The sequence below is a fragment of the Telluria sp. ZB4P37 genome (assembly GCF_059685855.1).
The window spans coordinates 242043-268309 of the sequence record NZ_JCASID010000003.1 but is presented as its reverse complement, the minus strand read 5'-3'; the positions used below and the strand labels follow the sequence as shown (position 1 = coordinate 268309).

Annotated in this window: 25 protein-coding genes; 14 read left to right on the top strand and 11 right to left on the bottom strand. The window is 65.2% G+C overall.

Annotated features, from left to right (window positions below):
• Positions 1-53: 53 nt before the first annotated feature.
• From AC56K1_RS08585 to AC56K1_RS08560, 6 genes are all read right to left on the bottom strand, one after another.
• Entirely contained in the window at positions 54-506 is a 453-nt protein-coding gene (locus AC56K1_RS08585; protein ID WP_497157420.1) for a hypothetical protein, read from the bottom strand.
• A 25-nt stretch (positions 507-531) separates the two neighbouring features.
• Positions 532-978 (bottom strand): DUF2721 domain-containing protein, encoded by a 447-nt coding sequence (locus tag AC56K1_RS08580; protein WP_497157419.1) that lies wholly within the window; start codon positions 976-978, stop codon positions 532-534.
• Between the two features lie 73 nt (positions 979-1051).
• Complete coding sequence (gene pip, locus AC56K1_RS08575; RefSeq protein WP_497157418.1) at positions 1052-2008, bottom strand: prolyl aminopeptidase; 957 nt, start codon at positions 2006-2008, stop codon at positions 1052-1054.
• A gap of 51 nt (positions 2009-2059) precedes the next feature.
• On the bottom strand, positions 2060-3379 hold the full coding sequence (locus tag AC56K1_RS08570; protein ID WP_497157417.1) for an amino acid deaminase: 1320 nt from the start codon (positions 3377-3379) through the stop codon (positions 2060-2062).
• A 147-nt stretch (positions 3380-3526) separates the two neighbouring features.
• On the bottom strand, positions 3527-4267 hold the full coding sequence (phbB, locus tag AC56K1_RS08565) for an acetoacetyl-CoA reductase (protein ID WP_497157416.1): 741 nt from the start codon (positions 4265-4267) through the stop codon (positions 3527-3529).
• 85 nt (positions 4268-4352) lie between these two features.
• The gene (locus AC56K1_RS08560) at positions 4353-5531 is read right to left on the bottom strand and encodes an acetyl-CoA C-acetyltransferase (RefSeq protein WP_497157415.1); all 1179 of its coding nucleotides are present in this window, start codon (positions 5529-5531) and stop codon (positions 4353-4355) included.
• A gap of 283 nt (positions 5532-5814) precedes the next feature.
• On the opposite strand from AC56K1_RS08560, the gene minC reads away from it, so the two are divergent.
• Genes minC through minE form a run of 3 tightly spaced genes read left to right on the top strand, consistent with a single transcriptional unit; the run spans position 5815 to position 7731 of the window.
• Positions 5815-6621, top strand: coding sequence for a septum site-determining protein MinC (gene minC / locus AC56K1_RS08555; protein ID WP_497157414.1), 807 nt, complete (start codon positions 5815-5817; stop codon positions 6619-6621).
• A gap of 41 nt (positions 6622-6662) precedes the next feature.
• Entirely contained in the window at positions 6663-7478 is an 816-nt protein-coding gene (gene minD, locus AC56K1_RS08550; RefSeq protein ID WP_489875326.1) for a septum site-determining protein MinD, read from the top strand.
• 1 nt (position 7479) lies between these two features.
• On the top strand, positions 7480-7731 hold the full coding sequence (minE, locus tag AC56K1_RS08545) for a cell division topological specificity factor MinE (protein WP_171085651.1): 252 nt from the start codon (positions 7480-7482) through the stop codon (positions 7729-7731).
• Positions 7732-7940: 209 nt separating this feature from the next.
• Here minE and AC56K1_RS08540 read toward each other — a convergent pair whose 3' ends face one another.
• Positions 7941-8489 carry a hypothetical protein gene (locus AC56K1_RS08540; RefSeq protein ID WP_497157413.1) on the bottom strand — a complete coding sequence of 183 codons (549 nt, stop codon included), beginning with the start codon at positions 8487-8489 and terminating at the stop codon, positions 7941-7943.
• A gap of 185 nt (positions 8490-8674) precedes the next feature.
• Between AC56K1_RS08540 and AC56K1_RS08535 the strand changes: the two genes are divergently transcribed.
• The 9 genes from AC56K1_RS08535 (at position 8675) to AC56K1_RS08495 (ending at position 18493) form a co-directional block, all read left to right on the top strand.
• Entirely contained in the window at positions 8675-9364 is a 690-nt protein-coding gene (locus tag AC56K1_RS08535; RefSeq protein WP_497157412.1) for a response regulator transcription factor, read from the top strand.
• An 85-nt stretch (positions 9365-9449) separates the two neighbouring features.
• Positions 9450-10730 (top strand): glutamyl-tRNA reductase, encoded by a 1281-nt coding sequence (gene hemA, locus AC56K1_RS08530; protein WP_497157411.1) that lies wholly within the window; start codon positions 9450-9452, stop codon positions 10728-10730.
• A gap of 90 nt (positions 10731-10820) precedes the next feature.
• Positions 10821-11897: a peptide chain release factor 1 gene (gene prfA / locus AC56K1_RS08525; RefSeq protein ID WP_497157410.1), complete on the top strand. Its 1077-nt coding sequence runs from the start codon at positions 10821-10823 to the stop codon at positions 11895-11897.
• A 182-nt stretch (positions 11898-12079) separates the two neighbouring features.
• Entirely contained in the window at positions 12080-12553 is a 474-nt protein-coding gene (locus AC56K1_RS08520; protein WP_497157550.1) for a disulfide bond formation protein B, read from the top strand.
• Entirely contained in the window at positions 12553-13371 is an 819-nt protein-coding gene (prmC, locus tag AC56K1_RS08515; protein WP_497157409.1) for a peptide chain release factor N(5)-glutamine methyltransferase, read from the top strand. The genes AC56K1_RS08520 and prmC overlap by 1 nt, the downstream gene beginning before the upstream one ends.
• Before the next feature lie 72 nt (positions 13372-13443).
• Positions 13444-15249, top strand: a complete 1806-nt coding sequence (locus tag AC56K1_RS08510) for a DUF885 domain-containing protein (protein ID WP_497157408.1) — start codon at positions 13444-13446, stop codon at positions 15247-15249.
• Between the two features lie 79 nt (positions 15250-15328).
• On the top strand, positions 15329-16924 hold the full coding sequence (gene gshA / locus AC56K1_RS08505; protein WP_497157407.1) for a glutamate--cysteine ligase: 1596 nt from the start codon (positions 15329-15331) through the stop codon (positions 16922-16924).
• 35 nt (positions 16925-16959) lie between these two features.
• Positions 16960-18006 carry an arginase family protein gene (locus AC56K1_RS08500; protein ID WP_497157406.1) on the top strand — a complete coding sequence of 349 codons (1047 nt, stop codon included), beginning with the start codon at positions 16960-16962 and terminating at the stop codon, positions 18004-18006.
• Between the two features lie 34 nt (positions 18007-18040).
• The gene (locus AC56K1_RS08495) at positions 18041-18493 is read left to right on the top strand and encodes a GNAT family N-acetyltransferase (RefSeq protein WP_497157405.1); all 453 of its coding nucleotides are present in this window, start codon (positions 18041-18043) and stop codon (positions 18491-18493) included.
• A gap of 7 nt (positions 18494-18500) precedes the next feature.
• Here AC56K1_RS08495 and AC56K1_RS08490 read toward each other — a convergent pair whose 3' ends face one another.
• The 4 genes from AC56K1_RS08490 to AC56K1_RS08475 all read right to left on the bottom strand — a co-directional run bounded on the left by AC56K1_RS08490 (position 18501) and on the right by AC56K1_RS08475 (position 23434).
• A complete protein-coding gene (locus tag AC56K1_RS08490) occupies positions 18501-20570 on the bottom strand; it encodes a PEP-CTERM sorting domain-containing protein (RefSeq protein WP_497157404.1) in 2070 nt (689 codons plus the stop codon).
• Between the two features lie 99 nt (positions 20571-20669).
• Positions 20670-20831 carry a hypothetical protein gene (locus AC56K1_RS08485; RefSeq protein WP_497157403.1) on the bottom strand — a complete coding sequence of 54 codons (162 nt, stop codon included), beginning with the start codon at positions 20829-20831 and terminating at the stop codon, positions 20670-20672.
• 178 nt (positions 20832-21009) lie between these two features.
• Positions 21010-21441 carry an FKBP-type peptidyl-prolyl cis-trans isomerase gene (locus AC56K1_RS08480; RefSeq protein ID WP_497157402.1) on the bottom strand — a complete coding sequence of 144 codons (432 nt, stop codon included), beginning with the start codon at positions 21439-21441 and terminating at the stop codon, positions 21010-21012.
• Between the two features lie 115 nt (positions 21442-21556).
• Positions 21557-23434, bottom strand: coding sequence for a potassium transporter Kup (locus AC56K1_RS08475; protein WP_497157401.1), 1878 nt, complete (start codon positions 23432-23434; stop codon positions 21557-21559).
• A 166-nt stretch (positions 23435-23600) separates the two neighbouring features.
• On the opposite strand from AC56K1_RS08475, the gene rarD reads away from it, so the two are divergent.
• A complete protein-coding gene (gene rarD, locus AC56K1_RS08470) occupies positions 23601-24479 on the top strand; it encodes an EamA family transporter RarD (protein ID WP_497157400.1) in 879 nt (292 codons plus the stop codon).
• Positions 24480-24567: 88 nt separating this feature from the next.
• On the top strand, positions 24568-26235 hold the full coding sequence (gene ettA, locus AC56K1_RS08465) for an energy-dependent translational throttle protein EttA (RefSeq protein WP_497157399.1): 1668 nt from the start codon (positions 24568-24570) through the stop codon (positions 26233-26235).
• The last annotated feature ends 32 nt before the right edge of the window (positions 26236-26267 follow it).

Below are 26267 nucleotides of genomic sequence, written 5' to 3'. Positions count from 1 at the left end.
CGGCATTACACCGTGATTTCGTGGAGGGATGTTACTAAACCGCTTTTGCCGCCTCAGGACAGGCGGCTGTCGCGTTCGCGCAGTTCGGCGAACTGTTCGATATTGCCGATATTGATGACGACTGGATTGAGGCTCGCGCCCGGCGACATCGAGCGCCAGGCGAACTGCCATTCCTGTTCGCGCGACTGGCCCAAGCTCTTGGTAAAGGCGGCGCCCAGCGGCGAGCGCACGCCGTAGGTGACCTCGCCATCGATGCCGGCCCAGTTGGGAAGCGTGCGCTGCACCGCGCGGTGCAGGCGTTCGCCGAATTCCTCGGTATTGTGGATCACCAGGCAGCGGTCGGCTGGGCTGAACACGTCGAACAGCTGCTTGTCCCAGGCGGTCGAAAACGACAGGGCCAGGAAGCCGCCATCGGGCAGCAGGCGGAACTGGCCGCGCAGCGCGGCTTCGAGTTCGTCTTGCGGTGCGTAGCGGTAAAGGGTCGGGGGGCGTTGATAGTCGTGCATGGGATAAAACCGTTCGAGTAAAGCGTTAGCGGGACTGCTTGAGCGACAACGTGTGCTGCAGGCGCATGAAGCGCGAGGCGATGAAAATCTCGCGCAGGAAAAAGACAAAGCTGCTGATCAGGCCGAGCATCGCGATGACGAACAGGCCGGCGATGTACTGGTCGAGCGGCAGGTTGGTGGTGTCGCCCAGGAACAGCAGGGCAATCACCAGGCAGACCATGAGGCCGCAGGCGGTGCTGGACGTGATGGCGGTGTTGATCAGGTGGGCGCGGGTGTAGAGCGTTTCGCGCTCTCCCGCATACTCTTCGTTGGCGCCTTCCTCGAGGCGGTCGTCGAGCACGCGGGTGCGGTCGATGATGCGCGCCAGTCGGTTGGTCAGGACCGTCAGCTTGGTTGCCACGCCCGTGAGCAGGAAGACCGGCGCGATCGCCAGCTGGATCACGTGGCCGATGTCGCTGATCTGGATATTCATGGGTAGGCGTGCATGTTTGTCAGGTTGGGTTTAGTGTAGCAGCCGCGGTACGGCCCGGGCAGCCCAAAAGCGCTCAATCGAAGCGTCCGTGGCGCTTGAACTGCTCGGTTGCCCCTACCAGCGCACGCGCGATGCCGGTCTCCAGCGCGCCATGGCCGCCGTCGGGAATCATGCGCAGCTTCGCGCCGGGCCAGGCCTGATGCAGGCGCCAGGCCGACAGCGGCGGGCAGATCACGTCGTAGCGGCCCTGCACGATCACTGCCGGCAGGTGGCTGATGCGCCCGATGTCGCGCAGCAGCTGGTCTTCTTCCAGGAAGGCCCCGTGCAGCATGTAGTGCGATTCGAGCCGGCCCACGCCCAGGTCGAGCGCGTCGGACGAGGCTTCCTCGGGCTGCGGCAGCAGGAAGACGCGGCGGCCCTCGAAGCGGCTCCAGGCGCGCGCCGCCGGCCAATAGACCTCGGGGTCGTCGCACAGCAGGCGCGTGGTGTAGGCGGTGAGCAGGTCGCCGCGCTCGGCCACGGGGATGGGCGCCACGAATTCTTCGTACAGCTCGGGATAGAACCACTGGACGCCGTTCAGGAACCAGTCGACTTCGGCCTTCGTGCACAGGAAGATCCCGCGTAGCACGAAGCCGAGGCAGCGTTCGGGGTGGGCCTGGCCATAGGCCAGCGCCAGGGTCGAGCCCCAGGAGCCGCCGAACACCAGCCACTGCTGGACTCCGAACATGGCGCGCAAGTGCTCGATGTCGTCGATCAGGAGCTGGGTGGTGTTGTTGCGCCATTCGCCCAGCGGCGTGGACTTGCCGGCGCCACGCTGGTCGAACAGGATCACGCGGTAAGCGTTCGGATCGAAGAAGCGCCGGTGCTGGGGCGACAGGCCGGCGCCGGGCCCGCCGTGCAGGAACAGCACCGGGATGCCGTTGGGGTTGCCGACTTCTTCCCAGTAGATCGAGTGCAGCTCATCGACGGCGAGCATGCCGTGGCGGAGGGGCTGGATCGGGGGGAACAGTGACGGCGGTGTGGCGGGCATGGCGGCTCTCTCGGCAGGCTAGGTGCCGATTGTAGCGTACCGACTACCCTTTCAGAAGAAGGTGTTCAGCGCCTGGGTCACCGTATAGGCGTCGTCCACCGCCAGCAATACCTGCCACTTGTCGAAGGTGGTGCAGGGGTGGGAGATGCCGCAGCCAATTAAGTCACCGACTGCAATCTGGTCGCGGGTCTCGTCTTCCGGCAGCGTGAGGTAGGCGTGCTGGTCGTTCATTTTGACGATGGCGCAGCCGGGCGGCAGCGCAGTAGGCTGCTGCGCGTCGCTGCCGGGACGGTGCGTGAACAGCGGCACCGGCAGGTCGATGTCATAGGACGCGTCGCGCTTGCCCATGGTGAGGATGGCCAGGCCGGGCTCGGGACGCGACTGCACGGTGCTCCATACTTCCAGTGCGGGGCGCAGGCCTTCGCCATGCGCCTCGCGCGCATCTAACCTGGACAGCAGACGTTGATAGGAGCCGTGGTCGCTGGTGAGGTAGCAGCCGCTGCGCAGCACAGCGCGTACGGGGCGCGACAATCCTTCCACACAGGTGAAGCCCCGCGCAACCAGGTCGAAATAGGCCGAGCCGCCGGCCGACAGCAGGATCTCGGCGCTGCCAAACAAGCCTTCGGCATCGGCGGTCTTCACCAACTCCACCAGCCCGGCTACGAAAGCGTTCACGGCACGTACGTCGGCGTCGAAGTCGTCGCTGACCAGCAGGCCTTCATAGCCCTCTATCCCGGCAAGTTGGAGGCCGGCGGCGCCGGCGATGGCGCGGGCGACATCCAATGCTTCCTCAGGCGTGCGGCAGCCGGCGCGCTTCCCAGGCAGGCCCAGTTCGACCAGCACCGGGAGCGGGCGCGCCAGGGCGCGAACCTGCACCGCTTGCGCGAGGCGCGCGACGCCGTCGAGCGAGTCGGCCAGCACGAAGCATTCGAAATCGGGGTCGTCGTGCAGCAGCGCCAGCACGGCCTCGATGTCGGCACGCGCCACCAGCTGATTCGCCAGCAGCACGCGGCGCACGTTGAAGCGGTGCGCCACCTGGACCTGGGTGGCGCTGGCCAGCGTGATGCCCCAGGCCCCATTGGCCAGCTGGGCGCCGAACAGCTGCGGGCTCATGGTGGTTTTCCCGTGCGGCGCGAGCGTGGCGCCGTGGCGCTCGCAAAAATTCTTCATCCACACAAGGTTGTGCAGCACGGCGGATTCCTTGAGCACGGCGACCGGGAAGGAGGTGTCGCCGCGCAAGATGTTCCAGCCTTGCACGCCGATGGCGCCCTGGCGCAGGGACTCGGTGATCGGGAGGCCCTTGGTGCCGGGTGGGAGCAGTTGTTCGTCGAGGCTGGAGAGGGCGAGGCCGTCGCGGGGGAGGGTGTGCATAGGGGTTTCCGATTACACGGTATGGAATGGCGGTTTGGGTATTCTAGCGATAGTTAAACGCGTGGGTAGGGCGGCTGTTCAACCAGTTCGGAATCGCCGCAAAAAAAAAGCACCGCGGCAGCGGTGCTCTCGTGGCGCCAGGCGCAATCAATACATGTGCTGCCCGCCATTGATCGCGATATTCGCGCCGGTCACGAACGCCGCTTCATCCGACGAAAGGTAAGCGACCAGGCCGGCGACTTCTTCCGGCTTGCCCAGGCGGCCCATCGGGATTTGCGGGATGATCTTGGTTTCCAGGACTTCGCTTGGGATGTCCATGACCATCTTGGTGCCGATATAGCCCGGCGAGATGGTGTTGACGGTCACGCCCTTGCGCGCCACTTCCAGAGCAAGGGCCTTGGTGAAGCCGTGCATGCCGGCCTTGGCGGCCGAGTAGTTGGTCTGGCCGAAGGCGCCCTTCTGGCCGTTGACCGACGAGATGTTGATGATCCGGCCCCAGCCGCGCTCGACCATGCCGTCGCAGACCGGCTTGGTCATGTTGAACACGGAATCCAGATTGGTCTTCATGACCGCGTCCCAGTTCGGCTTGTCCATCTTCTTGAAGGTCATGTCACGCGTGATGCCGGCGTTGTTGACCAGCACGTCGATCGGGCCGACGTCGCGTTCGACCTGGCTCACGCATTCCTGGGCCGAGTCATAGTCGGACACGTCGCAGGCATAGGCCTTGAAATCGAAACCCTGCTCGCGCATCGTGCTCAGCCAGCTGTCCGCCTTCTTGCTGCCCGGCGAGAAGGTGGTGACCACACGGTAACCCAAGGCAGCCAGCTTGATGCAGACCGCTTCGCCCAGACCGCCCATGCCACCCGTCACTAATGCAACTCTAGCCATTGTCTTCTCCAGTTTTATTGTCAGTCACTACGTCCACACTTGCGCAAGCAGCCGTCGCCGGCTGCCAGCTCCCTTTTGAAGCAAATCAGTCGCGCTCCACCGCCAGCGCCACGCCCATGCCGCCGCCGATGCACAGGCTGGCCAGCCCGCGCTTGGCGTCACGGCGCACCATTTCGTGCAGCAGCGTGACCAGCACGCGGCAGCCGGAGGCACCAATCGGGTGGCCCAGCGCAATGGCGCCGCCGTTCACGTTGATCTTCGAGGTGTCCCAGCCCATTTCCTTGTTGACCGCAATGGCCTGGGCAGCAAAAGCTTCGTTGATTTCCATCAGGTCGACGTCTTCGTGGGTCCAGCCGGCCTTCTGCAGGCACAGACGGGTGGCCGAGACCGGGCCCATGCCCATAATCGACGGGTCCAGGCCGGCCGAGGCGTAGGCCTTGATCCGTGCCAGCGGCGCCAGGCCGAGTTCCTTGGCCTTGGAGGCGCTCATCATGATGACGGCGGCGGCGCCGTCGTTCAGGCCGGAAGCGTTGCCTGCGGTGACGGAGCCTTCCTTGTTGAAGGCCGGGCGCAAGCCCGACAGGGCTTCCAGCGTCGAGCCATGTTTTGGATATTCGTCGGTATCGAAGACGGTCGCGCCTTTTTTCGACGGGATCTCGATCGGCAGGATTTCGTCCTTGAACTTGCCTTCTTTTTGGGCAGCTTCAGCCTTGAGCTGGGACTGCAGCGCGAACTCGTCCTGCTCGGCGCGCGAGACGTCGTACTTGCGTGCGACGTTCTCGGCGGTCACGCCCATGTGGTATTGGTTGTAGACATCCCACAGGCCGTCGACGATCATGGTGTCGACCAGCTTGGCGTCGCCCATGCGGAAGCCGTCGCGCGAGCCGTTGAGCACGTGCGGCGAGGCGCTCATGTTTTCCTGGCCGCCGGCAATGACGATCTGGGCGTCGCCGCTCTTGATCGCCTGAGCCGCCAGGTGGGTTGCCTTGAGGCCGCTGCCGCAGACCGCGTTGATGGTCATGCCCGGCACCATGTCGGGCAGCCCGGACTTGATCACGGCCTGGCGCGCCGGGTTCTGGCCAGCGCCGGCGGTGAGTACCTGGCCCATGATGACCTCGCTGACCGAGGCCGGATCGATGCCGGTCTTGGCCAGCAATTGGCGAATCACCTGCGCGCCGAGCTCGGTCGCAGGGATCTTGGCCAGTGAACCGCCGAATTTACCGACCGCGGTGCGGCCGGCGGCCACGATGACGACATCTTCCATGTTGATCTCCCTAGTCCCGGTCTGGCCGGGGATTTGTTGAGACTGCAGGTTGCGAAACCATGCATCTTAAGGTGCGAGTTATATCCACGTGTGAGGAAAATCAATCTTATCAGCTAATCCACAGATTACAACCGCCTGTTGCGAGAGCCCTAGTGGTGTTGTCAGGTGATATTTGAACAGCTGCGACAAGGTTCGTTTCCTACCGGAATGATCTGTACGCAACTCTCCTTTTGGTCAAATTTCACAGTAGAATGCACGAGCGCAACGCCAACCAGACTGCTTTATGACGAAAACCCCAACCTCGCTGCCCATCGAAATCAAGATCTCCACGGTCGTCGCCATTTCGACGATCCTGCATTCGGCCGATCCGGCCACGATCGATGGCGCGCTGCACCAGATGACCGGCGGGGTCTCGGACTTCTTCGAAGACGAGTTCGCGGTGATCGACGTCGCCGCCATTGCGCATGAATCGCCGGTTATCGACTGGCCGGCCCTGGTGGCGCTGCTGAAGAAATACCGGCTCAACGCGGTTGCCGTACGCGGCGCCGCGCCTGGCATGGAAGACGCGATCCGTGCCCATGGCCTGTCGCTGGACGACGGCTCGAGTGGCGTGCGTGCGCCGGAAACGCTGCCGGTTCCGGTGGCTGCGCCTGTGCCGGCTCCCGTGGTGGAAACCGCTGCAACGCTTGCCCCGGCGCCGGCCGAACCGGCGCCAAGCGCGCTGCCGCCCCCGCTGCCCGTGTCGGCCATGATCATCGATACCCCGGTGCGTGCCGGCCAGCGCGTGTATGCGCGCGGCAGCGACCTGATCATTACCGCCGTTGTCAACAATGGTGCGGAAATCATTGCTGACGGCAGCATCCATGTGTATGCCCCATTGAATGGCCGGGCTCTTGCGGGCGCATCCGGCAACCCGGAGGCGCGCATCTTCGCTTTGTCGATGCAGCCGGAACTGGTGTCGATCGCGGGCGTGTACCGCACCTTCGACGACGGTTTCCCCAACGACCTGACGCGCCAGCCGGCACAAATCCGGCTGGTCGGCGACCGGCTCGATATATCATCGCTGGCTCCGGCGTCAGCGCGCGCGTAACCCTTGGCCTAGATACTGCTAGATACTGAAAAGGATTTTTTGTGGCACGAATTATTGTTGTGACGTCCGGCAAGGGCGGTGTGGGCAAAACCACCTCGAGCGCGAGCTTCTCCAGCGGCCTGGCCCTGCGCGGTCACAAGACCGTGGTCATCGACTTCGACGTCGGCCTGCGTAACCTCGACCTGATCATGGGCTGCGAACGCCGTGTGGTCTACGACCTGATTAACGTCATCAACGGCGAAGCGACCCTGAACCAGGCGCTGATCAAGGACAAGCACACCGACAACCTGTTCATCCTGCCGGCGTCGCAGACGCGCGACAAGGATGCGCTGGGTGAAGAAGGCGTGGAACGCGTGCTGAACGACCTGGTGCAAATGGGTTTCGAGTTCATCATCTGCGATTCGCCGGCCGGCATCGAGCACGGCGCCCTGATGGCCCTGACCTTCGCCGACGAAGCGATCATCGTCACCAACCCGGAAGTATCGTCGGTGCGCGATTCGGACCGCATCCTCGGCATCATCCAGGCCAAGTCGCGTCGCGCCCAAAGCGGCTCGGAGCCGGTCAAGGAACACCTCCTGATCACCCGCTACTCGCCGAAGCGCGTGGAAGCCGACGAAATGCTGTCCTACCAGGACGTGCAGGAAATCCTGCGCATCCCGCTGATCGGCATCATCCCGGAATCGGAATCGGTACTGCACGCCTCGAACCAGGGCAACCCGGCGATCCACTTCAAGGGCACTGACGTGGCCGACGCCTACGAGGACGTGATTGCCCGCTTCCTGGGCGAAGACCGTCCGCTGCGTTTCACCAGCTACGAAAAGCCGGGCCTGTTCCAGCGCATCTTTGGAGCCAAGTGATATGCCACTGCTCAATTTCCTGTTCCCGGAGAAAAAGAAGAGCGCCACCGCTGCCAAGGAACGCCTGCAGATCATCATCGCGCGCGAGCGCACCAACCGCGCCGGCCCCGACTTCCTGCCGGCGCTGCACCGCGAGCTGATCGAGGTCATTTCGAAATACACCAAGGTCAATGCGGACGACATCAAGATCTCGCTCGACCGCCAGGGCAACCTGGAAGTGCTCGATGTGAATGTGGTGTTGCCGGACGCTTGATTACCTCTTGCTCTAGATAAACAAATGCCCGCTTATGCGGGCATTTGTTTATTTGGGGAAGCTTGTGGCTGCGGTATGAACTTGAATCCCGGCCTTCGCCGGGATGAGGGTTTTAAGTCTAAATGATGTAAATACGTCCGTTGGATTGCTATTTAAAAACCGTCGTACCGGCGAAGGCCGGTAACCAATTTTGTATGCGTCCCACCGCCCTATATCGGCGCTACCGTACTCCCCGTATCAACCACATTCAAGGTCTCCAGCTCCCGCGCCACCTTGGCGCAAGCCTCCACATGCTGGTTGCCCATCTTGCGAAACAGCGCGAACCCGATCGCCGCCGACGCCACCTGCCCCGCGATCGGCACCACCTTGGCCACCGTCTTGGCCGCGATCCGGATGCCGGCGCGCTGGAACAGCGCCAGCACCAGCTTGCGCGTTACCAATTTACCCACCAGCATGCCACCGACCGAAGCCGCTGCCCGGTAGATCAGCACTTGCCGTTGGGGGTTCAGGCGCTCGATCTGCTTCTGGCTGAGCCCGAACTCCTTGTTTACTTCTTCGACCAGGACCGCGAAGGTGGTCAGGTCCGACAGGATATCCACACCCGGCAGAGGGATGGCGGCCACGCCGGCCGAGACCATCGCGCGCTTGCGCACCATCTCGCGGCAGCGCTCGCGCGCAAGTTCTATGCCGATGCCGCTGACCGGCACCAGCGGCGACTCTGCCGCCACGATGTTCTCATTTTTGCGTCGAAACAACATATAGCCTCCCATTGTCTGTTTGGCAAAGTGTAACGCGGAGCCTGCTATCCCCTTAACACAACAGAACAAAGGTTCCAAATGTAAATTCCTAGTTTTCCTGAGCACTATTTTGTAAAAGTCTGATATATTCGGTTTAACTCTTGTAGGAGACTTCCTACAAGGGCAACCTTACCAGTAGATGACCTATGAAGATTGCGATTCTGGAACAAGACCGTGCTCAGGGCGAGCTGATTTGCCAGGTGCTGACCGCTGCCGGCCATAGCTGTCAGGCTTTCGACAGCGCCCGGGAATGCTTGGCCCAGTTACGCAAGGAAACGGCGGACATGCTGGTCATGGACTGGAACGTGCCGGACATGGAAGGCGCCGAAATGCTGCGCCGCGCCAAGGAAAAGATGGCCTCGAATGCCCCGACCATTTTTCTGGTCGGTAACAATGCCGAGGACGACATCATCGCGGGCGTGACCGCCGGCGCCGACGACTACCTGGTCAAGCCGTTGCGCCGCGGCGAGCTGGTGGCACGCGTCTCGGCCCTGCTGCGCCGCGCCTACCCGTCGCAAAACAGCGCGGAACAGCTGCAGTTCGGCCCCTACATCTTCGAAACCCGCCCGGGCCGCCTGATCAAGGATGGCTCGGTGGTCGACGTCACCCAGAAAGAATTCTCGCTGGCGCTGCTGTTCTTCCGCAACATCGGCCGCCCACTGTCGCGCGCCTACATACATGAATCGGTCTGGGTCCGCGATACCGACCTGCCTTCGCGCACCATGGACACCCATGTCTCGCGCGTGCGCAACAAGCTGAGCCTGCGTCCGGAAAACGGTTTCCGTCTGGTGCCGGTGTACAGCTACGGCTACCGCCTGGAAAAACTGGGCGCCTGAGCATCCTCACGGCCTCGCCAAGGGGCCGCTGAAACCCTTCTCGCACAAGGGTATAATGGGCGCATACCGTCCACCCCGCCCCACCATGCAACTGCTTGCCGTTGGCCTGAACCACACGACCGCACCGGTCTCGCTTCGCGAGCAGCTGGCGCTCGGGCCTGAGCAGCTCGGCGGCGCGGTGCAGGCGGCGCGCGGCTGGTTCGCGCGCCAGGGCGGGAGCAGCGGCGCCAGCAACGAAGCGGCCATCCTCTCGACCTGCAACCGCACCGAGATGTACGCGGCCTGCGATGCGCCCAATCCGCTCGACGCCTCGGGCCAGTTCCTGGCCCACTACCACGCCCTGAATTTTGCCGAGCTGCGCCCCCACCTGTACATGCTGCCGCACGACAGCGCGGTGCGCCACGCCTTCCGGGTCGCCTCCGGGCTCGATTCGATGGTGCTGGGCGAGCCGCAGATCCTCGGCCAGATGAAGGACGCCGTGCGCACCGCCGACGCAGCGGGCGGCTTGGGCACCTACCTTCACCAGCTGTTCCAGCGCAGCTTCGCGGTGGCCAAGGAAGTGCGCAGCACCACCGAGATCGGCGCCCACAGCGTCTCCATGGCGGCCGCCGCGGTTCGTTTATCGCAGCGCATCTTCGACAGCATCGCCGACCAGCACGTGCTGTTCATCGGCGCCGGCGAAATGATCGAACTGTGCGCCGCCCACTTCGCCGCGCAAAACCCGAAATCGGTCACCATCGCCAACCGCTCGTTGTCCCGCGGGCAGGCGCTGGCCACCCGCTACAACGGCGAGGCGATCCTGCTGGCCGACCTGCCCGAGCGCCTGCACCAGTTCGACATCGTCATCTCGTGCACGGCGTCCACGCTGCCGCTGCTGGGCCTTGGCATGGTGGAGCGCGCGATCAAGGCGCGCCGCCACCGTCCGGTCTTCATGGCCGACCTGGCGGTGCCGCGCGATATCGAACCCGAAGTCGCGCGCCTCGACGACGTGTTCCTCTACACCGTCGACGACCTTGCGCAGGTGGTGCAAACCGGGCTGGAAAGCCGCCAGGCCGCCGTGTCGCAGGCCGAAGCCATCATCGAGACCCGGGTCCAGTCCTTCATGCACTGGGTCGGCGACCGCGCCGTGGTGCCGGTGATCCGCGACCTGCACGAGTCGAGCGAGGCGCTGCGCCTGGCCGAACTCGAACGCGCACGTAAACTGCTCGCGCGCGGCGAAGACCCGGAGGCCGTGTTAGAGGCGCTGTCGAAGGGTCTCACCGCCAAGTTCCTGCACGGCCCGCAGCAGGCGCTGCACCATGCCCAGGGCGACGAGCGCGCCCGCCTGGCAACCCTGCTGCCGCAGCTGTTCCGCGGCCGCCGTTAGCGGCCCTCCCCCTTCCTCGTGCGTCTTTTCAAGACGCGCGCCGGCCGCATTGCGGCTTTTCGAATCGATCCGACTTTACCGAGTATTCCCATGAAACCATCCATGCTGGCCAAGCTGGAGCAACTGGCCAACCGATTCGTCGAACTCGACGAGCTCCTGATGTGCGAAGGCGCCACCACCAACATGGACAGCTACCGCAAGCTCACCCGCGAGCGCGCCGAGCTCGCGCCGCTGGTCGAGCTGTTCCACCAGTATGGCGCCGCCCAGGGCGACATGGCCGCCGCCCAGGAGATGGCGCAGGACCCGGAGATGAAGGAGTTCGCGCAGGACGAAATCGAAGCGGCCAAGGCGCGCCTGGCCGCGCTGGAGCTCGACCTGCAGAAAATGCTGTTGCCGAAGGACGTCAACGACGAGCGCAATATCTTCCTCGAGATCCGCGCCGGCACCGGCGGCGACGAGTCGGCGCTGTTTGCCGGCGACCTGCTGCGCATGTACACCCGCTTCGCGGAGCGTAACCGCTGGCAGGTCGAAGTGGTGTCGGAGTCGAGCTCGGACCTGGGCGGCTACCGCGAAGTCATCGTGCGCATCATCGGCAATGGCGTGTATTCGAAGCTCAAGTTCGAATCGGGCGGCCACCGCGTGCAGCGCGTGCCGGCCACCGAGACGCAAGGCCGCATCCACACCTCGGCCTGCACCGTGGCCGTCATGCCGGAAGCCGACGAGGTGGAGGACGTGAACATCAACCCGGCCGACCTGCGCATCGATACCTATCGCGCGTCCGGCGCCGGCGGACAGCACATCAACAAGACCGATTCGGCGGTGCGCCTGACCCACCTGCCGACCGGCATCGTGGTGGAATGCCAGGACGACCGCAGCCAGCACAAGAACAAGGCGCAGGCGCTGAAGGTGCTGGCCGCGCGCATCAAGGACGTGCAGCTGCGCGAGCAGCAGTCGAAAGAAGCGGCCACCCGCAAGAGCCTGATCGGCTCGGGCGACCGCAGCGAGCGGATCCGCACCTACAACTTCCCGCAGGGGCGACTGACCGACCACCGTATCAACCTGACCTTGTACAAGCTGGACTTCATCATGGACGGCGACCTGGCTGATCTCACCAATGCGCTGGCGGCGGAGCACCAGGCGGAATTGCTGGCGGCGCTCGGCGACTGATTTGTGGGTGGGCGGTCTCCCGCCCGCGCGTTCAACCTGCTCATGATCAACCACGTATGTCTGTTCATATGGAATTTGAACGCCTGGGCGGAATCTGCCCACCCTACGGGCCAACAATTTGAGCCGCACCGCGCCTTCGTGCGAGAATGCCCCGTCCGAACCACGCCCCTAAGAAAACCATGATGCTGCCCACCACCCGCCAGATCCTGTTCGCCATCTCCTCGATATGCTTCGCGCTAATCGCCGTGGCCCTCTATCTCCAGCACATCCAGCAGATGCTGCCTTGCCCGCTGTGCGTGATCCAGCGTTACATGTTCCTGGCGATCGGCGTGGCCACCCTGGTGTCGGCCATCAGCGGCAAGGTCCGCGAAGGCACGATCCTGGCCCTCATGGCGGCGCTTGGCGGCCTGTACGCGGTCGGCAAGCACCTGTACGTGATCGCCAATCCGGGCTTCAGCTGCGGCATCGACCCGATGGAGACCTTCCTCAACAAGATCCCGACCGCCGAATACCTGCCGTGGCTGTTCCGCGCGGACGGCCTGTGCTCGGGCGCCACCGATGCGGTGATGGGCCTGGCGATCCCGCAATGGTCGGCGATCTGGTTCGTGGCCCTCACGGTACTGCTGGTCTTCGTCCTGGTGCGCAAGGCACGCTGATGATCGAGGCCGGGGCAAGGCTCCAGCAGCTGCAACAAACGCTGCCGCTGGACCCGCTGGAAAACCGCATCCTGCTGTGCCATGCGCTCGGCCTGGCGCGCATCCAGTTGATCACGCAGTCCGAACGCGCGCTCACGCTTGACGAAGCGGCACGGCTGGCCGCGCTGGTGCAGCGCCGCCTGGAGGGCGAGCCGATCGCCTATATCGTCGGCAGCCGCGAATTCTTCGGGCTGCCGTTCCGGGTCGCCCCCGGCGTGCTGATTCCCCGCCCCGACACCGAACTGATCGTCGAACTGGCGCTCGAACGCCTGCCGCCGCAAGGCCGGCTGCTCGACATGGGTACCGGCAGCGGCGCGATTGCCGTGGCCTGCGCCCACAGCCGACGCGATGCAGCCGTCACCGCGCTCGACCTCAGCGAAGAAGCCTTGGGCATTGCGCGCGACAACGCCGCCGTCAACGGCGCCACGGTGCGCTTCCTGCGCAGCGACTGGTTTGCCGCCGTCCAGGGCGAGCAATTTGAACTCATCGCGTCGAATCCTCCTTATATCGCTGCTGGCGACGAACACCTGGCGCAGGGCGACCTGCGCTTCGAGCCCGTCGGCGCGCTGACCGACGGCTTCGATGGACTGTCGGCGCTGCGCACCATCATCGATGGCGCCCCCGGCCACCTGGTGGCGGGCGGCTGGCTGCTGCTCGAACATGGCTACGACCAGGCCGAAGCAGTGCGCGCGCTGCTCACCGCAAGCGGCTTCCTCGACGTGCAAAGCCGGCGCGACTTGTCCGGCATCGAACGCGTCAGCGGCGGCCGCCTGCCCTAGCCCGCGCGGCACCAAGCGCGGTCTTGTTACAATGACCATTCCTTGACCGTCGGCCCATCGCGCGGACACCGCATGCGCATCTTCCTCGCTTCGTTTTTCCTGCTGATTCCCCTCGCCTGCGGCGCCGCCGACACGACGGCCGACGAGGCGCGCCGGCTGTTCGAACGCGAATGGCAATACCAGCTGCGCCAGCAGCCCGAATATTCCACCGGCATCGGCGAGCACCGCCACAACGCGCAGCTATCCGACACCTCGCTGGCCGCGCGCGCCGCCGCCCTCGAGCACACGCGCCAGGTGCTGGACGAAGCCCGAAAGCTGGACCGCGCCCAGCTCGACGCCCAGGACCAGCTCTCCTACGACCTGTTCATCGCCGCGCGCGAGCGCACCTTGGCGGCGGCCGCCTTCACGGCCTTCGACCCGCAGCCGATCAGCGGCTGGGACGGCCTGCACCTGCGCCTACCGCGCCTGGTCGCGCAGATGCCCTTCGCCACCGAAGCAGACTACCGCGCCTACCTGGCGCGCATGAAGGCCTTGCCGGCCCACGTCGACGGCCTGGTCGAGCAGCTGCGCGCCGGCATGCGCGCCGGCTGGACCGTGCCGAAGCCGGCGATCGCGCCGGTGCCCGACGCGCTGCGCCTGCTGCGCGAAAACATCGCCACGGGTCCCTTGAACGCGCCTTTCGGCCGCATCCCGGCGTCGATCGAACCCGAGACGCGCGAAGAACTGGTCGACCGCAGCATCACCGTGCTGGCCAATGCCGCCGTCGCCTTGCACAGGCTGGAAGACTTCCTGCGCAGCGACTACCTGCCCGCCGCGCGCGACACCATCGGCGCATCGAACCTGCCCGGAGGCGCGGCCTGGTATGCCTTCCTGCTGCGCAGCGCCACCACCACCGGCTTGGGCCCGGCCGATGTGCACGCCATCGGCCTGCGCGAAGTGGCGCGCATCCGCGCTCAGATGGCGGGTCTCGTGCCGCGCACCGGCTTTCGTGGCAGCCTCCCGCAATTCCTGGTCTTCGCGCGCACCGACCCGCGCCTGTTCTTCAGCGAGCCCGAAGCGCTGCTGGGGCGCTACCGCAAGGCCCTGGCGCGTGCGCAGGCGAAGCTGCCAAAGGTAGTGACCACGGTTCCGGACGCCCGCATCGCCGTCAAGCCGATGATCCAGGACGGCACCTGGCAGCCGGTCGCGTATTACGAAGCCGGCAGCGAGGCGCGCACCGCGGCGCTGGTGGTGAACATCACGCAGCTGGGCGCGCGCCCGATGTGGCAGGTCGACAGCGTGGCACTGCACGAAGCGGTGCCCGGCCACCACCTGCAGGTGGCGCGTGCCCAGGCACTCGCGCTGCCGGACTTCCGCCGCTACGGCTGGATCGACGCCTTCGGCGAAGGCTGGGCCACCTATGCCGAAGGTCTGGGGCCGCAGCTCGGCTTCTTCGAGGATCCGTTCTCGCGCTTCGGCCAGCTCAACGAGGAGATGCTGCGCGCCGCGCGGCTGGTGCTGGATACCGGCATCCATGCGATGGGCTGGTCGCGCCGCCAGGCGATCGACTACCTCAATGCCCATACGGCCAACCCGCCGGCGGACAACGAAGCGGAAGTGGACCGCTACATCGCCCAGCCGGCCCAGGCCCTCGGCTACAAGATCGGCCAGTTGCGCATCGCGGCCCTGCGTGAGCGCGCCCGCGCCGTCCTCGGCGCGCGCTTCGACCTGCGCCGCTTCCACGATGCGGTGCTGGGCAACGGCGCCCTGCCGCTCGACGTGCTCCAGCGCCAGGTCGAAGGCTGGATCCTGGCCGAAAAAGCGGCCGCCAAAAAGAGCGCTGCGGTGCCAAGGCCGCGGGCAAACCCGGCCGCCGCGGCGGGGACCCGGCGGGAATGAGGTGGTGCCGGGCGCGCTCGCCGTTTTTCGGTTAATCTCTGCTCCAATCCGCATTGGCAGTATAAGAAAGGAAACACCCGTGTCGACCCAATTACAACGCCGCCTGGCCCTGCTCGACGACGACGACCACCGCGCCCTGCTCGGCCAGGGCCTGCGTGGCATCGAGCGCGAGACCCTGCGCGTCGACCGCCACGGCTACCTGGCGCGCACCCCGCACCCGGCGCAACTTGGTTCGGCACTGACACATCCGCTCATCACCACCGATTACGCCGAAGCGCTGCTCGAGTTCATCACCCCGGCCGAGCATGACATCTCGGTGGCCCTGAATCGCCTCGACGCCATCCACCGCTTCGCCCACGCGCGCATGGACGGCGACATGCTGTGGAGCGTGTCGATGCCGGGCGAATTGCCGTCGGAAGAAGAGATCGAGATCGCCTGGTACGGCAAGTCGAACCTGGGCATGCTCAAGCACGTGTACCGGCGCGGCCTGGCGCTGCGCTACGGGAAGGCGATGCAGTGCATCGCGGGCATCCACTACAACTACTCGCTGCCCGAAAAGCTGTGGCAGCTGGTGGCCGCCAGCGAAGGCATCGTTGAGGAGCGCCGCAACGCGCTGCGTGACTTCCAGTCCGAGAGCTATATCGCGGCCATCCGCAACTTCCGCCGCTACAGCTGGCTGCTGATGTATCTGTTCGGCGCCACCCCGGCGCTCACCACCAGCTTCCTGCGCGGCCGCCCGCACAATCTCGAGACGCTGTCCGACGATACCCTGTACCTGCCTTACGCGACCAGCCTGCGCATGAGCGACCTGGGCTACCAGAACGATGCGCAAAGCGGCCTGCGTCCGCACGAGAATAGCCTGGAGAGCTATGTCACCAGCCTGATGTCCGCGGTGAACACGCCGTATGAGCCCTACGGGGCGATCGGCACCAAGAAGGACGGCGAGTGGATCCAGCTGTCCACCAACGTGCTGCAGATCGAGAACGAGTACTACTCGACGATCCGCCCGAAGCGCGTGATCCGTACCGGCGAGCGTCCGGTGCAGGCGCTGTGCAACCGCGGCGTACAGTACATCGAAGTGCGCTGCCTCGACGTCGATCCGTTCGAGCCCGTCGGCATCAGCCTGGAGACCGGCCGCTTCCTCGACGCCTTCCTGCTGTTCTGCGCGTTTGAAGAAAGCCCCCTGATCAGCGCCCACGAAGGCCAGGTCCATGCGCGCAACTTCGCGCGCACCGTCAAGGAAGGGCGCGACCCGGCCTTGATGCTCACCCGCGACGGCGTTGACGTGCCGTTGAAGGAATGGGCGCTGGAACTGATCGAGCGCATCCGCCCGGTGGCCCAGCTGCTGGACGAAGGGCATAACGAGGACGGCGTGCATGCGAGTTCGCTCGGCCGGCAACAGGCCAAGATCGAGAACCCGGCGCTCACGCCTTCGGCGCGCGTACTGGAAGAAATTCGCGCGCTCGGCTCGGCCAGCGCATTCGGCCTGCGCCAGAGCGAGCTGCACGCGGCAAGCTTCCGCGACAGTCCCCTGATGCCGGCCGAAGAAGCGCTGTTCGAAGAGATGGTCGCCATCTCGATCGCCGAGCAGGCGACCATCGAGGCGGCCGACAGCGGCAGCTTCGACGACTTCGTGGCGGCCTATAACAGCAGCACCTTGTGCGGCAACCAGTAAGCCGCAAGTAGGCAACAACTCGCCGCGGGAATGCCTTGCTCACCTTTTACAACGAACACCATGCCCAGCACGAAGGCGGCGCGCCTGCGCCCTGGCAGGAGCGGGTCGGCCCCGGCGGAGTTGATGCGCTCGGCCTGACGCTGGCGGAGTTCGAACGGCGCGGCCTGGGACGCATCGTCACGCCGCACGGCGTGCCACTGGTCTCGCTCGAGCGCGTGCACACGCCGCGCTACCTGCATTTCCTGCGCACGGCATGGAGCGAATGGACCGCACGCGACCCGGGCAATGCGGGGCGCGCACTGCTGCCGGCGCTTTGGCCCGTACGCGGCATGCGCGAGTGCAGCGACGCCGTGGAGCCTGATGATTTTCTCGCGCGCGCCGGCCTGTATGCGGCCGACAGCCATACCCCACTGGGCGCCGGCTCCTGGACTGCGGCCAAGACCGGCGCCGACTGCGCCGTCAATGCGGCCCACGCGCTGCGCATGGGTGAGCGCGGCACCCTTGCATTGACCTGCCCACCCGGGCGCCATGCGGGCGCCGACTGGTTCGGCGGCGGCTGCTTCCTGAACAATGCCGCGCTTGCGGCCCAGCACCTGCTGGACGACGGCTCGCAGCGCGTGGCCATCCTCGACATCGGCCGCCACCACGGCCACGGCACCCAGCACATCTTTTATGAGCGGGCGGATGCCTTGTTCGTGTCGATCCATCTCGACCCGTGCGGCGCCTACCCGTTCTACCTCGGGCATGCCGGCGAACAGGGCGCCGGCGCAGGACTTGGCTGCACCATGAATTTGCCGCTGGCCCCAGGCAGCAGCAGCGCGCAGTGGTTCGCCGCGCTGGAGACGGCCTGCCTCAAGCTGGCGATGTTCCGGCCGGACGCGCTGGTGGTATCGCTCGGCGGCGAGATCGGGTCCGACTTCGGCCTGCAGGGCGGCGACTTCCTGCGCATCGGCGAGCGCGTCGCGCATCTCGGCCTGCCCACCACGTTTATCTTCGAGGGCGGCAGCACCGCACCGGACCCTGGCGCCAACCTGGGCACCAACACCGTGAACATCCTCGAAGGCTTCGAAACCGCCGCCTGAGCGCTCGCGCCAAGCGGCACAACACCACACCATCATGATCGACTGGCAGTTCTCCCCTTTCAACGACCTCAGCCCCGCCGACCTGTACGAGGTGCTGGCCCAGCGCCAGAACGTGTTCATCCTCGAACAAACCTGCCTGTATCCCGACATCGACGGCCTCGACCCGCTGGCCCACCACCTGCTCGGCTGGCGCACGGTCGACGGCAAGCGCCAGCTGGCGGCCTACCTGCGCGTGCTTGGCCCCGGCGTGAAATACGCGGAGATGTCGCTCGGCCGGGTGATTACCACCCAGGCCGCGCGCGGCAGCGGCGCCGGACGCGCGCTCCTGGTGCGCGGCATCGAATGCGCCGAAGCCCTGTACCCGGGCCACCGCATCCGCATCGGCGCGCAGCAATACCTCGAAAAGTTCTACCAGGGCTTCGGCTTCGAGACCGTCTCCGCCCCCTATGACGAAGACGGCATCATGCACGTCGACATGCTGCGCTGAACTGCGGCTAGGCCGCCGGCACGGGGTCGAGCCGCAGCTGTACGCAATCCTCTAGGTTGCAGGCGCGGGCCAGGATCTGGCCCGCGTCGTTGATGTCGCGTGCCGAAGTCAGCAGCCAGCCAGCCGGCATCGATGCCAGCAGGTTCAGGTCGGTCATGGTGCCGCCTGCATAATAGAACGCGCGCGTCTGGACGCCCTCCGGCGTGTCGGCGTCGGACTCGCCCACGATGACGCCCAAGTTGTTGATGCCGTTGGCGCTGCCGTGCACGCCACCCAGGGTGCCGAGGTCGCGCATGCTGCCGCCTGCATACAGGAAGGGGTGGAGCGGCTGTTCGCCGAACTCGTCCTCTTCGGGAATCGACGAATAGCCGACCACCTGTCCGGCGTCGTTGATGTCAAGGGCGCTGCTGCTCCTGCCTCCCAGCGTGCCGAGCTCGCGCATCGACTTGTCCTTGTAGATGAAGGCGCGCACCACCGGGTTGACGAATGGACCTTCGGCGGTAGCGGCGGTGCCGGCCACCTGGCCGCTGCGGTTGATGGCCGACACCTCGCTCCAGTCGCCGCCGAAGCTCGGGATCATGCGCATCACGCCGTTGGCCAGCACGAAGCCGCGCGTGCGCTCGCCGCCGAGCCAGAAGCCACGGCCCGCGACCACCCCGGCATCGTTGATGGCGACCGCGAAGCCCACGTCCCACAGGCCACGGCGCGCGACGTTGCGCAGGCCGCCAGGCGCGAAGGTATAGGCATCGCCTTCCCAGGCGCCGGCCAGCTGGCCGCGGTTGTTCAGGCCCATGGCGAGCGAACCCGGCGCCACCGCTGCATAGTCGCCCAGGGTGCTGCCGTTCCACAGCGCCGCGCTGCCGTTATAGCCTGCCACATGGCCGCTGGCGTTGATCGCCATCGCGCTAAAGCCGGCCGGCAGGAAGCTTGGGGTGTACTGCGGCAGCGCCTGGGCCGAAGCCAGTGGCGCCGCCAGCAGCGGGGCGGCGGCGATCCACAGCGTGCGGCGCCGCGCACGCCACAGCAGCAGCACCAGGCCGCCGGCCAGCATCGCCCAGCCGCCCGGTTCGGGCACGGCCGATATCAGGTCGAGCCGCACTGCGCGGCATTCGGCCAGCCCGTCGTTGCAGGCCTGGGCCAGGATCTGGCCCGCATCGTTGACGTCGATGGCGGTCCGCAAGGTCCAGCCGTCTTCCAGCGCCACCAGCCCATTCAGGTCGGCCATGCCGCCGCTGCCGTAGACGAAGGCATGGTAGTCGAAGCCATCGAGGCCGCCGATGTCGGACAGGCCGACCACCATCCCGCCATTGTTGATGCCGTTGGCGCGGCCGGTGCTGCCGCCGAGCGAGCCGAGGTCGATCATTCCGGCGCCGCCAGGGGCAAACAGGAAGGGCCGCTCGCTGGCGCCATCGGCGGTGTCGGACCAGCCGGCCACGAAGCCGGCATCGTTGATGTCGTTCGCTTCGCTGTTGCGCCCGCCGAGCGTGCCAAGGTCAAACAGCACGCCGCCGCGGAACACGGCGGCGTGGCGCTCGGGATCCCACCACTGTTCGTTCGACAAGCTGGCGAACCCGGCCAGCTGCCCGCCGGCATTGATGGCCGTGGCAAAACCGAGGCCGCCGCCGAAATGGCCCATGTCCGTGAAGGCGCCGCCGGCGTAGAGGAAGCCCTGGTGCGCGCCAAAGCTCTGGCGCGCGACGCCCGAGACCTGCCCGGCATCGTTGATGCCGGTCGCCCAGCTGCCTCCCGTACTCATCGGCAGCGCGAAGGTGGTGACGCTGCCCCCGGCAAACACGAAACCGCCTGTACCGAAGCGCCCGGCTACCGCTCCGAGGCTGTTGATGGCATAGCCTTCGCTGCCGGGTAGCAGCGAGGCGAGATAGGTGGTCGAGGCGGGCGACCAGATGGCGGCGCCGCCGCCGGCCGTGCCGACGACCTGTCCATCGCGGTTCAGGGCCGCGGCATCGAAGTCGCCCGGCAGAAAGGTCAGCGCGTAGACGGGGTCGGCCAGCGCCGCGGCCGGCAACGCCAGCAGGGGCAGCAACAATAATGCTGAGAAACGTTTGCTGAGAGACATGGGGAGATCCTTGGTGTATTAGCAGAATCTCAACCATCTCCTATGCACGCCGGGCGCACCCTGCGCCAGCTCAGCGGAGCGCTTGAGCGTTTACCCGGATCACCGGCGCCGGTTTGTGGCAAGCCGGCCCGCCGTGCAGACGGCCACGGCGGCCAGCAGCAGCCAGGCATCGGCGTCGGCAGGGGGCGGGCTGGCGGCGGCCACGCAGGCGCGCGCGGGCATGGAGGCCATGCAGCCGTGCACGCAAACGCGAGGGGACATGTCGTCGGCGCCGCACACGCGGCAAACGGACAAAAGCAGGAGGAACAGGAAGGAGAAGCGCATGGCGGCCGCTTGCAGTCATCGGGACCTGCAGCTTCCGGCATTCAGCCGGCGTGCCATCTGCGCCAGCTCAGGCGTGCGCGTAAAAAAAAACCGGGGCAGCGCCCCGGTTTCGTGTTTAGTTCACGCTCTTCAATACAAGCTCGAATACCAGGCCCGAATTCGGCGGTACGCGGCCGCTGCCGGTGGCGCCATAGCCCAGACTGGCCGGGACCAGGACGGTGCGCTTGCCGCCGACCTTCATGCCGAGCACGCCCTGCTGGAAGCCCTGGATGGTGTTGGTCGAGCCGATCGTGAAGGTATACGGGCCCGATTCCAGGCGGGTGCCCTTGAAGTCCGCGGCCGAGGCGTTGTACAGCCACAGGGTGTAATCCACCGTGACGCTCTTGCCGGTGACGGCTTCGGCGCCGGTGCCGACGGTATTGTCGGTCTTGGTCAGCGTGGCCGGGCTGCTGACGGCGACGCTGTCGGAGGAATCGCTGCCGCCACCGCAGGCGGTCAGGCTCAGCATGGCAACGAAGGCAGCGATCAGGGGGAACTTCAGCTTCATGGGACAGTCCTTGCGAGTGGGTGCGAAAAGTTTATACGACGAAACACCGCACCTTACCTCAGCCATGTGAAGGCGTCTATCCCAGGACTGTCCGGCTTTTGTATTTTTTTGTAAATCAGATCTCGACCTGGGTGCCGAGCTCGATCACGCGGTTGGGCGGGATCTGGTAGTAGTCGGCCGCCGCACGGGCATTACGCGACATCATCACGTACAGGTGCTCGCGCCACGGCGCCATGCCGCCGCCCGGCGCCGAGATCACGGTCTGGCGCGCGATGAAGAACGAGGTTTCCATCATCTCGAACACCAGTCCCAGGCCGCCGCAGCGGCGCAGAACGTAGGGGATGTCCGGCTCGTCCTTGAAGCCGTAGCGCACATTCAGCTGGAAGCAGTTGTGGCCGAGCTTGACGATGTCCACCTGCTCGTCCACCGGCACCCATGGTTCTTCGATGATATGAACCGTGAGGAAGACGACGCGCTCGTGCAGCACCTTGTTGTGCGACAGGTTGTGCAGCAGGGCGTGCGGCACGCCATCGCTTTCGCCGCGCAGGAACAGGGCCGTGCCCGGCACGCGGGCCGGCGGCGCCACGAACAGCGATTCCATGAAGGCTTCCAGCGGGATCGCGTGCTTTTCCAGGTTCTCGAACACCAGCTCGCGGCCGCGCTTCCAGGTCAGCATCAGGGTCAGCAGCACGGTGCCCAGCAGCAGCGGGAACCAGCCGCCGTGCAGCAACTTGAGCGTGGTCGACGAGAACAGCAGGATGTCGATCACCAGGAAGAAGCCGGTCGCGCCGAAGCAGACAACCAGCGGCAGTTTCCAGCGGTAACGCGTGACGAAGAAGGTCAGGATGGTGGTGGCCATCATGGTCGCGGTCACCGCGATGCCGTAGGCGCCGGCCAGCTCGTCCGACGAGCCGAAGCCGATCACCGCGATCAGCACCACCGCCAGCTGCACCCAGTTCACGGCCGGGATATAGATCTGGCCGATCTCGCTTTCCGAGGTGTGCAGGATGCGCATGCGCGGCAGCAGGCCAAGCGCAATGGCCTGCTTGGTCATTGAATAGGTCCCCGAAATCGTCGCCTGCGAAGCGATCACGGCCGCCATGGTCGACAGGATCACCAGCGGGATTACGCTCCACGAACCGAGCTGGTGGAAGAACGGGTTATCGACCGCATCGGGCTGCATGATCAACAAGCCACCCTGGCCGAGATAGTTCAGGGCCAGCGCAGGAAAGGCGATCGAGAACCAGGCCATGCGGATCGGCCTGCGGCCGAAATGGCCCATGTCGGCATACAGCGCCTCGGCGCCTGTCATTGCCAGCACCACCGCGCCGAGGGCGACGAAGGCCAGGAAGCGGTTCTCCAGCATGAAGCGCAGCGCGTGCCAGGGATTGAGCGCCTCCAGGATCACCGGCGCTTCCAGGATATTAATAATGCCCATCACGGCCAGCGCCAGGAACCAGACCACCATGATCGGCCCGAAGAAGCGTCCGATGCCGGCAGTGCCGTGGCGCTGCACGCTGTACAGCGCGACCAGCACCACCACTGCCAGCGGCACCACGTAATGCGCCATGCCGGGCGCGGCCACTTCCAGGCCCTCGATAGCGCCCAGCACCGAGATCGCCGGCGTGATCACGCTGTCGCCATAGAACATGGTGGCGCCGAGCACGCCGATCACCATCAATGGGAAATACCAGCGCGACGCCTTGGTGACCGAATTGGTGGCCAGCGCCATCAGCGCCATGATCCCGCCTTCGCCGCGGTTATCGGCGCGCAGTACCAGCGTGACGTATTTGAGCGAGACGACGATCGTCAGGCTCCAGAAAATCAGGGAAATGATGCCGAGGATATTGGGCGTGGTGAGCGGCAGACCATGCTCTTCATCGAAAATCGCCCGCAGCGTATAGAGGGGGCTGGTGCCGATATCGCCGTAGACGATGCCGACGGCAGCCAGCGTCAGCGCGGCGACGCTGCTTTTCTTGTTTTCAGACCTCAAGATTGCACCATGGTTCAGTGTTGGTGCGGCGCACCATAAAATAACGACAAGATAATTGCAAGAAGATTTCGTATTGCATCATACACTTCCGCAAATAGGCCCACGCCAGCAGGGATAGTGCGTTAGGGGCATAATGCCGGCTCTGCAATCCGCCTCTTCCTTCCTCATGCGTTCCGGTATCCTGTCCGCCGCCCTGGCCTTCCTGTGCTGGGGCCTGTTCCCTATTTATTTCCATGCGATCGGCGAGGTGCCGCCGATGCAGATCCTGGCGCACCGGGTGCTGTGGTCCCTGGCTTTCCTCCTGATCGTGCTGGCGCTGCGGCGCCAATGGAAGTGGCTGGCCATCGTGCGCCAGCCGCGCGTGTTCTGGAGTTTCGTCGCCTCCGCATTCCTGCTGTCTGCCAATTGGCTGGTGTACATCTGGGCCGTCAAGAACGGCCACGTCATCGAAGCCAGCCTCGGCTATTTCATCAATCCGCTGGTCAACATCATGTTCGGCTTCCTGCTGCTGAAAGAGCGCATGCGCCCGGCGCAGTGGGCCGCCATCGGGCTGGCGGCGCTCGGCGTGTGCTGGCTGACCTGGCAGTCGGGCACGGTGCCCTGGATCGCGCTGTTCCTGGCGGCCTCGTTCGGCGGCTATGGCCTGCTGCGCAAGACCGCGGCGCTGGGCGCGCTCGAAGGCCTGTCTTTTGAAACCATGGTGCTGTTCCCGTTTGCGGCCGGCTACGTCATCTGGCTGACGCTGAACGGCGCCAATGCTTTTGTCAATGCGCCGTTTGATACCACCCGCCTGCTGCTGGTTGCGGCCGGTCCGATCACGGCGATTCCGCTGCTGCTGTTTGCCAGCGGTGCGCGCAAGATCCCGCTGTCGATCCTGGGCCTGCTGCAATACCTGTCGCCGACCATCCAGTTCGTGCTCGGCGTGTGGCTGTTCCACGAAGCTTTCACCAGCGACCGGCTGGTGGGCTTCGTGATGATCTGGGCCGCGCTGGCCCTGTACGCCGGCGAAGGCCTGCTGCGCAGCCGCACTGCCCAGAAAACCTGATCCGGCACCGCGTCCGGGCACAAGAAATCCTGTGTCCGGGGCGGGTTCTGTCGTATCCTGTGCACCTTAAACAACACCAGAGTAGAGCATGGCCAATTACGTCTATACCATGAACCGCGTGGGCAAAATCGTCCCGCCAAAACGTCAAATCCTGAAAGACATTTCGCTGTCCTTCTTCCCGGGCGCCAAGATCGGCGTGCTGGGCCTGAACGGCTCGGGCAAGTCGACCCTGCTGAAGATCATGGCCGGCATCGACACCGACATCCAGGGCGAAGCGCGCCCGATGCCGGGCCTGAACATCGGCTACCTGCCGCAGGAACCGCAGCTCGATCCGGAAAAAACCGTGCGCCAGGAAGTGGAAAGCGGCCTCGGTGAAGCCTTCGAGGCGCAAGCCAAGCTGGAAGCCGTGTACGCCGCCTATGCCGAGGAAGACGCCGACTTCGATGCCCTCGCCAAGGAGCAGGAGCGCCTGGAAGCGATCATCTCGTCTTCCGACGGCGGCAATTTGAATCTGCAGCTGGAAATGGCCGCCGACGCATTGCGTCTGCCGCCATGGGAAGCCAAGATCGGCGTGCTGTCCGGCGGCGAGAAGCGTCGCGTGGCGCTGTGCAAGCTGCTGCTCTCCAAGCCCGACATGCTGCTGCTGGACGAGCCGACCAACCACCTGGACGCCGAATCGGTCGAGTGGCTGGAGCAATTCCTGCTGCGCTTCCCCGGCACCGTGGTTGGCATTACCCACGATCGCTACTTCCTCGACAATGCCGCCGAGTGGATCCTGGAACTGGACCGCGGTTCGGGCATCCCATGGAAAGGCAATTACTCGTCCTGGCTGGACCAGAAGCAGGCTCGCCTGAAGCAGGAAGAGTCGACCGAATCGGCTCGCCAGAAGGCGCTGCAGAAGGAACTCGAATGGTCGCGCCAGAATCCGAAGGCGCGCCAGGCCAAGTCGAAAGCCCGTTTGGCCCGTTTCAACGAACTGAGCGAATTCGAATACCAGAAACGCAACGAGACCCAGGAGATCTTTATCCCTGTGGCCGAGCGCCTGGGCAATGAAGTCATCGAGTTCAAGAACGTCTCGAAGGGCTTCGGCGACCGCCTGCTGCTCGACAACGTGTCCTTTACCGTGCCGCCAGGCGCGATCGTTGGCATCATCGGCCCGAACGGCGCCGGTAAGTCGACCCTGTTCAAGCTGATCGCCGGCAAAGAGACTCCGGACAGCGGCGAAGTCGCGATCGGCAAGACCGCGCGCATTTCGCTGGTCGACCAGCACCGCGACGAACTGGAAAACAGCAAGACCGTGTTCGAGGACGTTACCGGTGGCGCCGACATGCTCAGCGTCGGCCGCTTCGAAATGCCCTCGCGCGCCTACCTCGGCCGCTTTAACTTCAAGGGCTCGGATCAGCAGAAGGTCGTCGGCAATTTGTCCGGTGGTGAGCGCGGCCGCCTGCACCTGGCAAAGACCCTGCTGCAAGGCGGCAACGTCCTGCTGCTCGATGAACCGTCGAACGACCTGGACGTGGAAACCCTGCGCGCCCTGGAAGACGCCCTGCTCGAGTTCGCCGGCAGCGTGATGGTGATCTCCCACGATCGCTGGTTCCTGGACCGTATCGCGACCCACATCCTGGCCTTCGAAGGCAATTCGCAGGTCACCTTCTTCGACGGTAACTACCAGGAATACGAAGCGGACAAGAAGAAGCGCCTGGGCGAAGAAGGCGCCAAGCCGAAGCGCATCCGCTACAAGCCACTGACGACCTAAGTTGTTGTTCTATAAATAAAAGCCCGCTTTGT

Coding starts and splice junctions, on each gene's coding strand:
- AC56K1_RS08570 (WP_497157417.1), bottom strand. CDS start 3,379: ATGCACACCCTCCCCCGCGACGGCCTCGCCCTCTCCAGCCTCGACGAA.
- AC56K1_RS08510 (WP_497157408.1), top strand. CDS start 13,444: ATGCGCATCTTCCTCGCTTCGTTTTTCCTGCTGATTCCCCTCGCCTGC.
- AC56K1_RS08480 (WP_497157402.1), bottom strand. CDS start 21,441: ATGAAGCTGAAGTTCCCCCTGATCGCTGCCTTCGTTGCCATGCTGAGC.
- ettA (WP_497157399.1), top strand. CDS start 24,568: ATGGCCAATTACGTCTATACCATGAACCGCGTGGGCAAAATCGTCCCG.
- rarD (WP_497157400.1), top strand. CDS start 23,601: ATGCGTTCCGGTATCCTGTCCGCCGCCCTGGCCTTCCTGTGCTGGGGC.
- prfA (WP_497157410.1), top strand. CDS start 10,821: ATGAAACCATCCATGCTGGCCAAGCTGGAGCAACTGGCCAACCGATTC.
- AC56K1_RS08560 (WP_497157415.1), bottom strand. CDS start 5,531: ATGGAAGATGTCGTCATCGTGGCCGCCGGCCGCACCGCGGTCGGTAAA.
- AC56K1_RS08535 (WP_497157412.1), top strand. CDS start 8,675: ATGAAGATTGCGATTCTGGAACAAGACCGTGCTCAGGGCGAGCTGATT.
- pip (WP_497157418.1), bottom strand. CDS start 2,008: ATGCCCGCCACACCGCCGTCACTGTTCCCCCCGATCCAGCCCCTCCGC.
- prmC (WP_497157409.1), top strand. CDS start 12,553: ATGATCGAGGCCGGGGCAAGGCTCCAGCAGCTGCAACAAACGCTGCCG.
- AC56K1_RS08490 (WP_497157404.1), bottom strand. CDS start 20,570: ATGTCTCTCAGCAAACGTTTCTCAGCATTATTGTTGCTGCCCCTGCTG.
- minC (WP_497157414.1), top strand. CDS start 5,815: ATGACGAAAACCCCAACCTCGCTGCCCATCGAAATCAAGATCTCCACG.
- AC56K1_RS08580 (WP_497157419.1), bottom strand. CDS start 978: ATGAATATCCAGATCAGCGACATCGGCCACGTGATCCAGCTGGCGATC.
- AC56K1_RS08495 (WP_497157405.1), top strand. CDS start 18,041: ATGATCGACTGGCAGTTCTCCCCTTTCAACGACCTCAGCCCCGCCGAC.
- hemA (WP_497157411.1), top strand. CDS start 9,450: ATGCAACTGCTTGCCGTTGGCCTGAACCACACGACCGCACCGGTCTCG.
- AC56K1_RS08540 (WP_497157413.1), bottom strand. CDS start 8,489: ATGTTGTTTCGACGCAAAAATGAGAACATCGTGGCGGCAGAGTCGCCG.
- phbB (WP_497157416.1), bottom strand. CDS start 4,267: ATGGCTAGAGTTGCATTAGTGACGGGTGGCATGGGCGGTCTGGGCGAA.
- AC56K1_RS08520 (WP_497157550.1), top strand. CDS start 12,080: ATGCTGCCCACCACCCGCCAGATCCTGTTCGCCATCTCCTCGATATGC.
- AC56K1_RS08485 (WP_497157403.1), bottom strand. CDS start 20,831: ATGTCCCCTCGCGTTTGCGTGCACGGCTGCATGGCCTCCATGCCCGCG.
- AC56K1_RS08585 (WP_497157420.1), bottom strand. CDS start 506: ATGCACGACTATCAACGCCCCCCGACCCTTTACCGCTACGCACCGCAA.
- minE (WP_171085651.1), top strand. CDS start 7,480: ATGCCACTGCTCAATTTCCTGTTCCCGGAGAAAAAGAAGAGCGCCACC.